The following is a 12,837-nucleotide window of genomic DNA, read 5'->3' on the forward strand; positions in this document are numbered from 1 at the left end:
CCCGCAGCCGCGCCACCACCTCCGCCGCCCCGTACGGCCGCCCCGAACCAACGGCGCACCGCGCTCTCCGCCGCCCCCGCCGGCAGGCTCACGCCCCCGGGGTCAGGGCGGTTCTTCTCGGCTGGATTCCCGAAGGGACCGCGCGGGAGCGGGTGGGGGTGCCGGTCCAGCAGGTGCCGCGGCGGGAGAGGAGGCGGCGGAGCCAGAGTTCGAGGGAGACGAGGTCGGCCAGGCCGTCCAGGGGGAGGGGGTCGCCCGCCGCGGCGGAGCGCAGCGCCTTGCGGACGACGCGGGCCTCGACCAGGCCGGCGTCGGCCAGGAGCGGGGTGGAGAACAGGTCCACGAGGGGGTCGGCCGCGAGCCGGAGCCCCGCGCGCGCGGCTGCCGCGGAGGGCGCGTGGGAGGGCGCGCCCCAGCCGGGCGGGAGGTCGGTGATGCCGGTGCCCTCCAGGACCGTACGGAGGATGGCCGCGCGGGCGCCGGGCTGGACGCGCAGGGCCTCGGGGAGGTCGCGGCAGGCGCGGACGACCTGGTTGTCGAGGAACGGCGCGTGCAGGCGCTGGGAGCGGATCTGCGCGGCCTGTTCCAGGACGCGCAGATCGGCGGCGTGCCGGGCCAGCGCCGCACGCGCGCGGTAGTCGCCGGGGCGCTGCGCGCCGGTTCCGGAGCGGTCGGCCTCCGCCTGGAGCAGAACCGATACTTCAGCCAGCGCCTCCCCCGTCAGCCACCGGGCGGCGGGCCCGGGTCCGGCCCAGGTCAGCGCGGCGAGGGACGCGCCGACCGCCCCCTTGGGCTCGTCGAACCGCCGCCGCATCAGCCGCTCGGCCAGCCCCTCCAGGCCCGCCCGGTAGGGGGTGCGGGCGAGGCGGCGGGCCGCGCTGTACACGCGCGCGGGGACCAGCACCGAACCGTCCGCGCGCGCGAGCGCGGCCACCGGCCGGACCAGGTGGCGCCGCCGGCGGTCGACCAGAAGATCGGCGAGGCGGGCGGGGTGGGCGTCCAGGACCTGGCGGGCGCCGTGGCCGGTGAAGTGGTCGGCGCTGCCGGCGGCGAGCCGCGCGCGGTGCCGGGCCGCCAGGACCAGGGAGGGGCCGGGTTCGTCGGTCAGGGGGCCGTCGAGGTCGGCGTACGGCAGGGTCTCCTCGCCGCCGGTGACCACGACGTGGTGCAGCCGGGGGTTGGCGGCCAGGGCGCCCGCGCGTTCGAGTTCGGCCTCGCGGCCGGTCACCGCCAGATCGTTGAACGTGACGGCGAGGAGACGTTCGCCCGCGCCCGTGCCGTGGCCGAGGAGCGTGCCGGGTCTGCCGGGCAGCCCGGCGGCCAGCAGGGCGAGGGTGCCGGAGGCGGGCCCGCCGGACAGGTCGGCACCGATGCCGGGCACCGGCATCCCGCGCGCGGCGCGCCGCTCGGCCGGCCCCATGCCGGGCACCGGGCCGGGGTCGAGGTCGGGCACGTGCCGGGGTGCCGCCAGCCGGGTGCGGACCGCCTCCACGAGGGCGTCCCGTACGGCGTCCACGGCGCGGTCGGGGTCGGCCGGGGGCGCGGAGACGGCGAGGGAGGCGACCGGCTCGTACCCGGCGATCTCCCGGGCACCGGCGCGCAGCACCAGCGCATGCCCCGGCGGAAGCCGCCGTACGCCGTCGTACGGGGTGGTGTCGCGCAGCGCGGCCGGTACGTCCGGGGCGGCCAGCAGGGCGGCGAGGTGGGTGAAGTCGAGGTTGGCCTCGATGAGGTCGGCGAGGGGCAGCGCGGCGGTGGCGTAGGCGGTGCCGCCGGCCCACGGGGTGTGGAACACCGGGCGGGCACCGGCGAGATCGCCGCAGACGGTGATGCGGCGGCCGGCCTGGACGACGACCGTGTAGCTGCCGGGCCAGGTGGTCAGATGGCGCACCGCGCCCCCGCGCGCGGTGAACAGGCCGCGCCGCAGCTCCTCGTCGGTGGCGCCGCAGATGCCGAGGACGGCGATCCGGTGCTGGGCGTCGGCGTGCACCACGCGCACCTCGTCGGGGCGCCAGTCACCGACGGCCCACAGCGGATCCGGGTCGCCCCACAGGAGTTGGGACCCGACCGGTTGCAGCGTCTCGCCGTCGTACCCGACGGCGCCCGCGGAGCCGATCCCGGCGGCGCCCGCGGCGGTGCTGCTCCATCCCACCAACCACCGCATCGACGCCTCCACAGGCTGTGGACAACCAGTGCACCGCACGAACCGGTCCCCATGCTGCCATGAAGGGCGTGCCGGAGAGGGGCGGCGGCACCGCCTTCGATCGAGGGAAGCCAGCGCGGCCCGCCAGGGGAGTTGAGGCGTGGGCGGTGGGTGCGGCCCGGGGGGCGTCCGGCCGGTACGGCGCGAATGCGCCCCCTGTGCGCTCCCCCAAACCGCCGTTAGCGCCCTCAAGTTGCGTGGTCGGGACGGCAATCCACCGCTTCGTCCAGGGGTCGATTTTCGGCCAAATAACGGGCGGCGTCAGGGATTTGAGCACGCTCCGTACAGGCCCGCCGAGCGCCGGGCGGCGCACACGCGCGCGCACGGCCCGGGAGGCGGGCATCGCCTCCCGGACCGGTCCGCCACCCGCGGGGATGAAGGTGGCGGTGTCCCCCAGCCCACTGGATCCAGTACAGCGGGCCGACCCACGCAGAAGCCATGGAACCGCTCCCCCGGTGGCCGGAGAAGAGCGCACGGGCGGGCGCACGGCCACACGCGCGGGGGCACGCGGCGACAGCCCGTGCACGGTGCGTACAGGGCCGTACTTTCGTACGGACCACAATCCCGCCAACCGGAACAATGCCCCTTAACGCTTGGGATGCGGCGAACTACGCTGGGTTTACGAATGCCGCGTGGTTATGCCAGCACGGCAGCCGTCTGTGTCGAGGGGTGGCGCATGTCCAGGGAGCAACGCGGGCCGAACGAGAAGCTCGGCGCCGTTCTCGCCCTCGCGGGAATCAGCAACGCGGGACTCGCCCGCCGCGTCAACGACCTCGGCGCCCAACGCGGGTTGACGCTTCGCTACGACAAGACGTCGGTGGCGCGCTGGGTGTCGAAGGGCATGGTCCCGCAGGGTGCGGCGCCGCACCTCATCGCGGCCGCCATCGGCCAGAAGCTCGGCCGCCCGGTGCCGCTCCACGAGATCGGCCTGGCCGACGCGGATCCCGCGCCCGAGGTGGGCCTCGCCTTCCCCCGGGACGTGGGACAGGCGGTCAAGTCGGCGACGGAGCTGTACCGCCTGGACCTCGCCGGCCGCCGCGCCGGCTCCGGCGGCATCTGGCAGTCGCTGGCCGGGTCGTTCGCAGTGAGCGCATACGCAACGCCCGCCTCACGCTGGCTGATAACCCCCGCCGACAGCTCGGTCGCGCGGGAGGCGGGCTCCGCCGAGGGGTCCGGCGCACCGATCAAAGTCGGCCACAGCGATGTGCGCAAGCTGCGGGAGGCCGCCGAGGACGCCCGGCGGTGGGACTCCAAGTACGGCGGCGGGGACTGGCGTTCGTCGATGGTGCCGGAGTGCCTGCGGGTGGAGGCGGCGCCGCTGCTGCTCGGCTCCTACTCCGACGAGGTCGGCCGCGCCCTGTTCGGCGCCTCCGCCGAACTCACCCGGCTCGCCGGGTGGATGGCCTTCGACACCGGGCAGCAGGAGGCCGCGCAGCGGTACTACATCCAGGCGCTGCGCCTCGCGCGCGCGGCGGCGGACGTCCCGCTGGGGGGCTACGTCCTCGCGTCCATGTCGTTGCAGGCCACCTACCGGGGGTTCGGCGACGAGGGCGTGGATCTCGCGCAGGCGGCCCTGGAGCGCAACCGGGGGCTGGCGACCGCGCGGACGATGAGCTTCTTCCGGCTGGTCGAGGCACGGGCCCACGCGCGCGCGGGAGACGCGCAGGCGGCCGGCGCGGCGCTGAAGGCGGCCGAGGGATGGCTGGAGCGGTCCCGTCCCGGCGACAACGACCCGTCCTGGCTCGGGTTCTACGGCTACGACCGGTTCGCCGCGGACGCCGCCGAGTGCTACCGGGACCTGAAGGCGCCGCGTCAGGTGCGGAGGTTCACCGAGCAGGCGCTGTCGAAGCCGACGGAGGAGTTCGTACGGTCGCACGGGCTGCGGCTGGTCGTCTCCGCGGTGGCCGAGCTGGAGTCCGGCAATCTCGACGCGGCGTGCGAGCAGGGCGTGCGGGCCGTGGAGGTGGCCGGGCGGATCTCCTCGGCGCGGACGACGGAGTATGTGAAGGATCTTCTGCACCGGCTGGAGCCCTACGGGGACGAGCCGCGGGTGGTGGAGCTGCGGGAGCGGGCCCGGCCCCTGCTGATGGCGCCGGCGTGAGAGTCGCCCAGTCGTCCGCCGGGTCACCGCCGTCTCGCGGCCGCGGCTCCGTCGTGGTTCTTCGCGCAGTTCCCCGCGCCCCTCGCGGGGCGCTGTGCCCTCCCGGCGTTTGAAGCCGTTGTCAGTGGCGCAGTGCACTATCGGAGGCGGAGGTGGTGCAGGTGCGGGCCGGGGCGTACGACTGTGATGTGCTCGTGATCGGCGGGGGGATCGTCGGGCTGTCGACGGCGTATGCGATCACGCGGGCGGCGCCGGGGACGCGGGTGACCGTGCTGGAGAAGGAGCCGGGGCCCGCCCGGCACCAGACGGGGCGCAACAGCGGGGTCATCCACAGCGGGATCTACTACCGCCCGGGCTCGCTCAAGGCGCGGTACGCGGTGCGGGGCGCCGCCGAGATGGTGAAGTTCTGCGCCGAGTACGGCATCGCCCACGCCGTCACCGGCAAGCTGATCGTCGCCACCGACCGGGCGGAGTTGCCGCGGCTGCACGCGCTCGTGCAGCGCGGGCGGGAGAACGGCATCCCGGTGCGCGAGCTGGGGCCGGCCCAGATCACCGAGTACGAACCGGAGGTGCGCGGCCTCGCCGCGATACACGTCGGTACGACCGGGGTGTGCGACTTCGTCGGCGTCGCGCGCGAGCTGGCCCGGGCCTCCGCGGCGGAGATCCGGTACGGCGCGAAGGTCGTACGGGTGGACCGGCGCCCGGAGCGGGGCGTGGCCGTGCTCACCGCGGCCGGGGACGTCGTACGCGCGCGCGTGCTGGTGAACTGCGCCGGGCTGTACTGCGACGAGGTGGCCCGGCTGACCGGCGACGAGCCCGAGATGCGGATCGTGCCGTTCCGCGGGGAGTACTACGAGCTGGCCCGGCCGGAGCTGGTGCGGGGGCTGGTGTACCCGGTGCCGGACCCGGCGTTCCCGTTCCTCGGGGTGCATCTGACCCGCGGGATCGACGGAGGTGTGCACATCGGCCCCAACGCGGTGCCGGCGCTGGCCCGGGAGGGGTACGGCTGGGCGGACGTACGGCCCCGGGAGCTGGCCGGGACGGTGGCGTGGCCCGGCTCCTGGGCGATAGCCCGGCGGCACTGGCGGTACGGGGCCGGTGAGCTGCGGCGGTCGGTGTCCAAGGCGGCGTTCCTGGAGGCCGTGCGCAGACTGCTGCCCGGGGTGGAGGCCGGTGATCTGGTGCGGGCCCCCGCCGGGGTGCGGGCGCAGGCGGTGCTGCGGGACGGGACGCTGGTGGACGACTTCCTGATCCGGGAGGGGGTGCGGGCGGTGCATGTGCTCAACGCGCCCTCGCCCGCGGCCACGGCGTCCTTGCCGATCGGGCGGGAGGTCGGGCGGCGGGTGCTGTCGCTGCTCGGCTCGCTGTAGGCGGTGGGACGGGAAGGGGGCCGGCCCGGCGGCGCCGTCCGCCTTCCCGCGCGCGCCGTAAACTCGGTCGTACTGTGTCTGACTTCCTCGATGCCCCCGACGCCCCGCCCTCGGGCACCCACGACCCCGGTGCCTCCGTCCGGCACGCCCGGGCCAAGGGAGAGCCGCGCTTTCCGGACGGGCCCAAGGCGGATCCCGCCGGCTCGCACTTCGAGCGGCGGATCCGGAGCTTCCAGCCGCGGCGGAGCCGGGTGACGGCCGGACAGGCCGACGCGCTGCAGCGGCTGTGGCCCAAGTGGGGGCTGGACATCGACGGGCAGCGGGTGATCGACCTCGCCGAGCTGTTCGGCAACGACCGCCCCGTGGTCCTGGAGATCGGCTTCGGGATGGGCGAGGCCACCGCGCAGATGGCCGCGGGCGACCCGGACACCAACATCCTCGCCGTCGACGTGCACACCCCCGGGCAGGGCAACCTGCTGGGTCTCGCCGACCGCAACGGCCTGTCGAACATCCGGGTGGGCAACGGCGACGCGATCATCCTGCTCCGGGAGATGCTCCGGCCGGACGCGCTGGACGGCCTGCGCGTCTACTTCCCCGACCCGTGGCCCAAGAAGCGGCACCACAAGCGGCGGCTCATCCAGCCCGAGTTCCTGACGCTCGCCGCGACCCGGCTCAGGCCCGGCGCGCTCCTGCACTGCGCCACCGACTGGGAGCCGTACGCCGAGCAGATGCTCGAGGTGCTCACCGCGCACCCCGACTTCGAGAACACCCAGCCGGACGGCGGTTTCGCGCCGCGTCCCGAGTTCCGGCCGCTGACCCGTTTCGAGGGGCAGGGACTGGACAAGGGTCACGTGGTGAACGATCTGCTGTTCCGGCGCGTACCGCACAGCCAGGGCCGATAATCCGCTCCAGCCCCTCGTACCGTCCCCGTTAGGGTCGATGCCGTGGCCACCAGTCCTCCGTTTCCGACCTGTCCCCCGAGCCCCGGCAACGGTGTGCTCCGCCACCCGCACTGGTGGCAGCGCAGGTGGGTGCGGTACGGGGCGCTGAGCAGCCTGCTGGCGCTGTCCGGCCTGGTCATCCTCGCGCTCGTGCGGCGGCAGACCGGCACGGAGGGCTTCCTCGTCGGGCTCGGCCTGGCCGTGCTGCCCGTGCCCTGGCTGATAGCCGCGTTCCGCTGGCTGGACCGGGTGGAGCCGGGCCCCTGGCGGAACCTGGTCTTCTCCTTCGCCTGGGGGGCCTGTGCGGCGGCGCTGATCGCCATCGTGGCCAACAGCTTCGCGACCAAGTGGATAGCCACCTCGACCGCGGACCCCGCCAGTGCCGACACGCTCGGCGCGACCGTGATAGCCCCGATCGTGGAGGAGTCCGCGAAGGCCGCCGCCGTGCTGCTGGTCTTCCTCTTCCGCAGACGGGACTTCACCGGGATCGTGGACGGGGTGGTGATAGCGGGGGTCACCGCGACCGGGTTCGCGTTCACCGAGAACATCCTCTACCTCGGTACGGCCTTCGGGACCGATCAGCTCACCGGCGACCGCGGCATCGCCTCCGTCACCGCCGCCACCTTCTTCGTGCGCATCGTGATGTCCCCGTTCGCGCATCCCCTGTTCACCGTGCTCACCGGCATCGGCTTCGGCATCGCCGCGCTGTCCGCCGAGCGGCAGCACGTGCGGCGGGTGCTGGTGCCGGTCTGCGGGCTGCTGCTCGCGATGGGCATGCACGCCTTCTGGAACGGCTCCTCCACCTTCGGCGAGTACGGCTTCTTCGCCGTCTACGGCGCCTTCATGGTGCCCGCGTTCGCGCTGCTCACCTGGCTGGCGATCTGGACCCGGCAGCGGGAGCTGCGCACCGTGCGGGCGGAGCTGCCGGCGTATGTGCTGGCCGGGTGGCTGGGGCCGGCCGAGCCGCTCGCGCTCGGGTCGATGCGGGCGCGGCGCATGGCCCGGGACTACGCCCGGCACCACCACGGCCGTCCGGCGGCGCGGGAGGTCGCCCGGTACGAGGCGTGCGCCACCTCGCTGGCGTTCCTGCGGCACCGGGGGCGGCAGGGGAAGGCCGGGGCGGACTTCGTCGTACGGGAGCGGGAGCTGCTGGACGAGCTGTGGCGGCGACGGAGTCTCGCCCGGCCGGCGCTGGAGTACGCGAGCCGGGCGGCCATGCCGGTGCCGGTGTACTGGGGACCGGCACCGCACGGATACCCGGCGATGCCGTACCCCGGGTATCCCGCGTACAACCCGTACCGGTCGTAGACCTCCGGGGTGCGCAGGATCCGGCACCGCCGGATCGCGCCGTCGCGGCCGGGCGCCGTTGCGGCGAAGAGAACCCGGGCGGAAGAGGAATCAGGCGGACGGAACTAGGCCGACGCCTGCGTCAGCTGCGCCAGCTCCTCCTGCGTCAGCTTCAGCTCCGCCACCCCCAGCAGCGCCGGAAGCTGCTCCACCGTCCGCGCCGAGGCGATCGGGGCGGTGACCGTCGGCTGCGCGGCGAGCCAGGCCAGGGCGACCGTGGCGACCGGGGCCTCGTGGGCCGCGGCGATCTCGTCCAGCGCCGCGAGGACCTTCTGGCCGCGCTCGGAGTCGGCGTACTCCTGGGCCCGGCCGGCGCGGGCGCTGTCGACGGTCGTGCCGGGCCGGTACTTGCCGGTGAGGAAGCCCGCGGCGAGGGAGAAGTAGGGGACGGCGGCCAGGCCCTCGCGGGCGACGAGGTCCTGCAGCGGACCCTCGTAGGTGTCGCGGGAGACCAGGTTGTAGTGCGGCTGGAGGGCGACGTAGCGGGCGAGGCCCTCGCGGGCGGAGAAGTCCAGGGAGGCCCGCAGGCGGTCGGCGCTGATGTTGGAGGCGGCGATGTGCCGCACCTTGCCTGCCTTCACCAGCTCGTCCAGCGCGCCGATGATCTCCTCGACCGGCACCTCGGGCTGGTCGAAGTGGGTGTAGTAGAGGTCGATGTAGTCGGTGTCCAGGCGGCGCAGGGAGGCGTCGGCGGCGGTCTTGATGGTGGCGGCGGACAGCCCCTGGTACTCGGGGTGCTGGCTGACCTTGGTGGCGATCACGACGTCGGAGCGGTTGCCGCGGGCCTTGACCCACTTGCCGATGAGGGTCTCCGACTCGCCGCCCTTGTTGCCCTCGACCCAGGCGGAGTAGGCGTCGGCGGTGTCGATGAAGTTGCCGCCCGCTGCCGTGTAGGCGTCGAGGACGGCGAAGGAGGTCTGCTCGTCCGCGGTCCAGCCGAAGACGTTGCCGCCGAGCGAGAGCGGGAAGACCTCGAGGTCGGAAGAGCCGAGTGTACGAAGTGATGTCATACGTCAGGTCAACGCCGGCGGACGGGGTTCGCATCCCGTCGCCGGCGTCAAGTTCCCGCAAAGAGTGCCGCGCGGAGCGGCACGGTGGCGTCAGGGGTTGAGGCCCTTGTCGCGCAGCCAGGCCATCGGGTCGACGCCGCCGGCCTGGCCGTCGGGGTGGACCTCCAGGTGCAGGTGCGGGCCGGTGACGTTGCCGGTGGCGCCGACGCGGCCGATGACCTCGCCGGTGGAGACCTTCTGGCCGACGGAGGCGCTGATCGAGGACTGGTGGCAGTACCAGATCTCGGTGCCGTCGTCGAGGGTGAGGATGGTGCGGTAGCCGTAGGCGCCGGCCCAGCCCGCCTCGGTGATCGTGCCGCTGTGGACGGCCTTGATCAGGGTGCCGGTGGGGGCGGCGAAGTCGAGGCCGGTGTGGTGGCCGGAGGACCACATCGAGCCGGCCTGGCCGTAGGTCGAGGTGATCGTGTACGAGGACGTCGGCAGCGCGTACTGCTTGGCCAGCCGGGCCAGCCGCTCCTCCTCCGCCTTCTTCTCGGCGGCGGCCTCCGCCTTCTCCTTGGCCTCGGCGGCCTCGGCGGCGGCCTGCTTCTCGGCCTTGGCGGCCTCGGCGGCGGCCTTCTTCTCGGCGGCGGCGAGCGCGGCGGCGGTGGCCTTGCTCTCGGCCTGGCCCTGCTGCTGCTCGGCCTGGGCCATGATCCGGCTGCGCAGGGCCTCGCCCGCGTCGGTGCTGTCCTCGCCCTGGGCGGAGGCCACGCCGACGGTGCTCAGCGTGGTGGTACCGGCCTCGGTGACCTCGGTGTCGGCGGAGCCGTCGTCGAAGAGGGAGCCGACGGAGGGCATGTCCGGCAGGGAGAGGGAGACCGGCGGCTTGCCGGTGTTGGCGCTGGCCATGCCGCCCGCGCCGACCGCGGCCATGACGCCGACGCCGAGGACGGTGGAGCTGCGTGCGAAGCCGCCTCGCTGCTTGGCGACGCGGTGCCGGCCGCGGACCGGGGCGACGGAGTCCGCGGTGGGGTTCCACTCCTCCCAGGGCCCCTCTTCGGCGCGGTAGGCGCCGTAGCCGAAGGTCTCGGCGTCGCGCTGTGCCGGTATGGACGGGGCTTCGGGGACAGGCCGGTTGGACGCCACGCGGGCGTGCTCCTTTCCTTCCTCCGCCTACCGGGTTAGCTGACGGGTTCGGAGCAGGAAGGTCTCCTACGCGCGTATACCGGTCGTGGACTCCGTGAGTTCACGGCGGCATCCGCGTGATTCACCCCAGAATGGTGGTTCCCCGGCTCCCTTGCGGGATTCGGCGCGTGCGCACGGAGCCGCCTCTGGTGACGGCTGGGACGACCGCGCTGCGTTATCGAACGTTAATAGACCTGCCAGTCACTTTCCAAGCCGAACGGCTTGATCATTAACGTTTTTACCGGCGGATCTATCGCCCACTACCCCGTCAAACCGGGCGAGTTGACCGGGCTTCAGGAGCGTTCATGAGTCACTTCAGGTTTTGATGGTGACTCAGATGTTATGCGGAGGGCGCTCATCCGGTCACCTTGGGTGACGCCGGGCGGGCCGGTGATCATGGCCAGCCGAAAGGGGTGTGCGAGCGGTCCCGCGCATGGCGTACACTGGAGACACAACGACGCGGGGTGGAGCAGCTCGGTAGCTCGCTGGGCTCATAACCCAGAGGTCGCAGGTTCAAATCCTGTCCCCGCTACTGAAGGCTCAGGGCCCGGAATCCACTGGATTCCGGGCCCTGAGTGTTTCCGCGGTGGCGCCACCCGGTGTTCCCGGGGCGGCGCCCCTCGATGGCTCCGTGGTGGCGCCGGGCGCTCACAGCAGATGGGCGTTCGGCGCCTTGGCGAGGTCCTCCAGCTCGGGAAGCACCACCACCTCGGCACCCCCGGCGCGCAGCACCCCCGTCCCGTCGGCACCCGCCACGAACGTGTCGGGTTCGCGCCAGGCCGTGACCACCCTGCGCACCCCGGCCCGCAAAATCAGCTCCGCGCACGGCGCCGGGCGCGACGCGCGGCGGGCGCACGGCTCCAGGCTGCTGTACACGGTGGCGCCGGCCAGCCGCGGATCGGCCGGGTCGGTCTTGGCGAGGGCCGCCTCCTCCGCGTGCACCACGGGGTCGGTTCCCTCGCGCGAATGGCCGCGGGCCAGCTCCGTACCGTCGGCGGCGACCACCACCGCGCCGACGCTGAACGCCGTCCGCGACGGCGGGCACAGCGCGGCCAGCTCACAGGCGGTGCGCAGCCAGTGGCGGTCGGCGGCGACGGGCAACGGGCCGGTGCCGGGGGCCGTGGGCGCGTACCGCATGAGGACGACGTCCTCGATCCGGCGGGTGTCGAGCAGGCGCAGGCGGCCGGCCTGGTAGCCGCCCGGCCCGAACAGACGCGGGGCCGCCGGGTCGCCGACGAACAGCGGGGCGAGGACCAGGTGCAGCTCGTCGGCGAGGCCGTGGTGCAGGAGCTGGGTGTGGACCGTGCCGCCGCCCTCCACCATCAGCCGCCCGACGCCGCGCTCGTCGTGCAGGTGCGCCAGCAGGGCCCGCCAGTCCAGGGCGGGGCCGAGCGGGACGACGTCGGCGGTGCGTCCGAGGAGGCGGGCGGCCCGCTCGGCGCCCCGGTCGGTGGTGTAGACGAGCTTCTCGCCGCCGGTGTGCCAGAAGCGGGCGGCCGGGTCGAGGTCGCCGGAAGCGGTGACGGTGACCTTCAGGGGGTACTCCGGGCGGCCCGCCGCCGTACGGGCCGCGCGCCGCTCGGCGGAGTTGACCAGCAGGCGGGGGTTGTCGGCGCGGATCGTGCCGGCGCCCACGAGGATGGCGTCGACGGAGGCCCGTACCGCGTCGACCCGGTCGAAGTCGGCCGGGCTGGACAGCAGGAGCCGCTCGGGGCCGGTGTCGTCCAGGTAGCCGTCGAGGGAGACGGCGGCGGACAGCAGCACGTACGGCAGGGGCATCGGCGCCCTCTCTTCCCGGAGGACGCCCTCTTCCGGAGCGGGACGAGCCCGTCCGGAGGCGGACGTCTTGGTTCAACTTTTAAACAAACCTACACTGGCGGCATGACGACCCGCTGGCTCACCCCCGAGGAGCAGCGCGCCTGGCGCGCCTACATCGCCGCCTCCCGCCTCCTGGAGGACGCGATCGACCGGCAGCTCCAGCAGGAGGGTGGCATGCCGCACCTGTTCTACTCGGTGCTGGCCAACCTCTCCGACGCCCCGGACCGGCGGCTGCGCATGACCGACCTCGCCGAGACGCTGAAGATCACGCGCAGCCGGCTGACGTACGCGGTGACCCGGCTGGAGCGGGACGGCCTGGTGCGCCGGGAGAACTGCCGCCGGGACAAGCGCAGTTCGCTCGCGGTGCTGACGGACGCGGGGATGGCCGTACTGGAGCGTACGGCACCCGGGCACGTGGAGACGGTGCGCGCCTCGCTGTTCGACCGGCTCACCGCGGAGCAGGTGGGGCAGCTGGAGGAGATCTGCACGGGGATCGCGCGCGGGTTGCAGGGCGAGGACGCCGAGTCCGGTGCCGACGACGTCCCTTGGCGGCGCCGCTCGCCCTGTTCGCCTCCGCCGCCCCCGTCCTCCTGAGCCCACACCTCTCAATTGCTTTAACTTTTAAGCAGGAGTAGGGTCCCTGCGAACCACTGCTTCAAATCTGAAGCACATGCTCCGGAGGGACCCGCATGCCCGACATCCCCGCCGCCACCCCGCGTGCCCGCGTCCGGGTACCGCTGCGCTTCGCCGACGGCTACCGCGCCGAGGCGGAACTCGTCACCTTCCACGGCCTCACCGACGGCCAGGAGCACCTCGCCCTCGTCCTCGGCGACCCCGGCCCGGTCCCGCTGGTGCGGCTGCACTCGGAGTGCCTGACCGG

9 protein-coding genes, 1 tRNA gene, 1 pseudogene and 1 riboswitch are annotated in these 12,837 nt (G+C 73.8%); of the genes and pseudogenes, 7 read left to right on the top strand and 4 right to left on the bottom strand.

Annotated elements, in window-relative coordinates; genetic code table 11:
• Positions 1–88: 88 nt before the first annotated feature.
• Positions 89–2,164 carry an asparagine synthase-related protein gene (locus CCN44_RS11850; RefSeq protein ID WP_086697628.1) on the bottom strand — a complete coding sequence of 692 codons (2,076 nt, stop codon included), beginning with the start codon at positions 2,162–2,164 and terminating at the stop codon, positions 89–91.
• Positions 2,165–2,879: 715 nt separating this feature from the next.
• Between CCN44_RS11850 and CCN44_RS11855 the strand changes: the two genes are divergently transcribed.
• From CCN44_RS11855 to CCN44_RS11870, 4 genes are all read left to right on the top strand, one after another.
• A complete protein-coding gene (locus tag CCN44_RS11855) occupies positions 2,880–4,304 on the top strand; it encodes a hypothetical protein (protein WP_014673559.1) in 1,425 nt (474 codons plus the stop codon).
• A 152-nt stretch (positions 4,305–4,456) separates the two neighbouring features.
• A complete protein-coding gene (gene lhgO / locus CCN44_RS11860; protein ID WP_086697629.1) occupies positions 4,457–5,674 on the top strand; it encodes an L-2-hydroxyglutarate oxidase in 1,218 nt (405 codons plus the stop codon).
• A 74-nt stretch (positions 5,675–5,748) separates the two neighbouring features.
• Positions 5,749–6,576, top strand: coding sequence for a tRNA (guanosine(46)-N7)-methyltransferase TrmB (gene trmB, locus CCN44_RS11865; RefSeq protein ID WP_059249873.1), 828 nt, complete (start codon positions 5,749–5,751; stop codon positions 6,574–6,576).
• Between the two features lie 42 nt (positions 6,577–6,618).
• Positions 6,619–7,923, top strand: coding sequence for a PrsW family intramembrane metalloprotease (locus tag CCN44_RS11870; protein ID WP_189397117.1), 1,305 nt, complete (start codon positions 6,619–6,621; stop codon positions 7,921–7,923).
• Positions 7,924–8,027: 104 nt separating this feature from the next.
• Here the strand turns inward: CCN44_RS11870 and CCN44_RS11875 are convergent, their stop codons facing one another.
• Both CCN44_RS11875 and CCN44_RS11880 read right to left on the bottom strand, forming a co-directional pair.
• The gene (locus CCN44_RS11875) at positions 8,028–8,972 is read right to left on the bottom strand and encodes an aldo/keto reductase (RefSeq protein WP_086697631.1); all 945 of its coding nucleotides are present in this window, start codon (positions 8,970–8,972) and stop codon (positions 8,028–8,030) included.
• 90 nt (positions 8,973–9,062) lie between these two features.
• Entirely contained in the window at positions 9,063–10,100 is a 1,038-nt protein-coding gene (locus CCN44_RS11880) for a M23 family metallopeptidase (protein ID WP_059249876.1), read from the bottom strand.
• Positions 10,101–10,109: 9 nt separating this feature from the next.
• A riboswitch (cyclic di-AMP (ydaO/yuaA leader) is annotated at positions 10,110–10,276 on the bottom strand.
• Between the two features lie 321 nt (positions 10,277–10,597).
• Between CCN44_RS11880 and CCN44_RS11885 the strand changes: the two genes are divergently transcribed.
• Positions 10,598–10,671, top strand: a tRNA-Met gene (locus CCN44_RS11885).
• 116 nt (positions 10,672–10,787) lie between these two features.
• On the opposite strand, the gene CCN44_RS11890 is transcribed toward CCN44_RS11885, so the two are convergent.
• The gene (locus CCN44_RS11890; RefSeq protein WP_086697632.1) at positions 10,788–11,918 is read right to left on the bottom strand and encodes a dihydrofolate reductase family protein; all 1,131 of its coding nucleotides are present in this window, start codon (positions 11,916–11,918) and stop codon (positions 10,788–10,790) included.
• A gap of 102 nt (positions 11,919–12,020) precedes the next feature.
• Here CCN44_RS11890 and CCN44_RS11895 point away from each other — a divergent pair, with 102 nt between their 5' ends.
• Together CCN44_RS11895 and CCN44_RS11900 are read left to right on the top strand one after the other, a co-directional pair.
• The gene (locus CCN44_RS11895; protein WP_086697633.1) at positions 12,021–12,551 is read left to right on the top strand and encodes a MarR family winged helix-turn-helix transcriptional regulator; all 531 of its coding nucleotides are present in this window, start codon (positions 12,021–12,023) and stop codon (positions 12,549–12,551) included.
• Positions 12,552–12,646: 95 nt separating this feature from the next.
• Positions 12,647–12,837 (top strand): annotated as a pseudogene (locus CCN44_RS11900) (GTP cyclohydrolase); the annotation flags it as partial.

The sequence above is a fragment of the Streptomyces tricolor genome, from assembly GCF_002155905.1.
Taxonomy (GTDB): Bacteria; Actinomycetota; Actinomycetes; order Streptomycetales; family Streptomycetaceae; genus Streptomyces; species Streptomyces tricolor.

Excerpts from the sequence above, each read along its gene's own strand:
- CCN44_RS11850 (WP_086697628.1), bottom strand. The coding sequence starts at position 2,164 with ATGCGGTGGTTGGTGGGATGGAGCAGCACCGCCGCGGGCGCCGCCGGG.
- CCN44_RS11855 (WP_014673559.1), top strand. The coding sequence starts at position 2,880 with ATGTCCAGGGAGCAACGCGGGCCGAACGAGAAGCTCGGCGCCGTTCTC.
- CCN44_RS11875 (WP_086697631.1), bottom strand. The coding sequence starts at position 8,972 with ATGACATCACTTCGTACACTCGGCTCTTCCGACCTCGAGGTCTTCCCG.
- CCN44_RS11890 (WP_086697632.1), bottom strand. The coding sequence starts at position 11,918 with ATGCCCCTGCCGTACGTGCTGCTGTCCGCCGCCGTCTCCCTCGACGGC.
- CCN44_RS11895 (WP_086697633.1), top strand. The coding sequence starts at position 12,021 with ATGACGACCCGCTGGCTCACCCCCGAGGAGCAGCGCGCCTGGCGCGCC.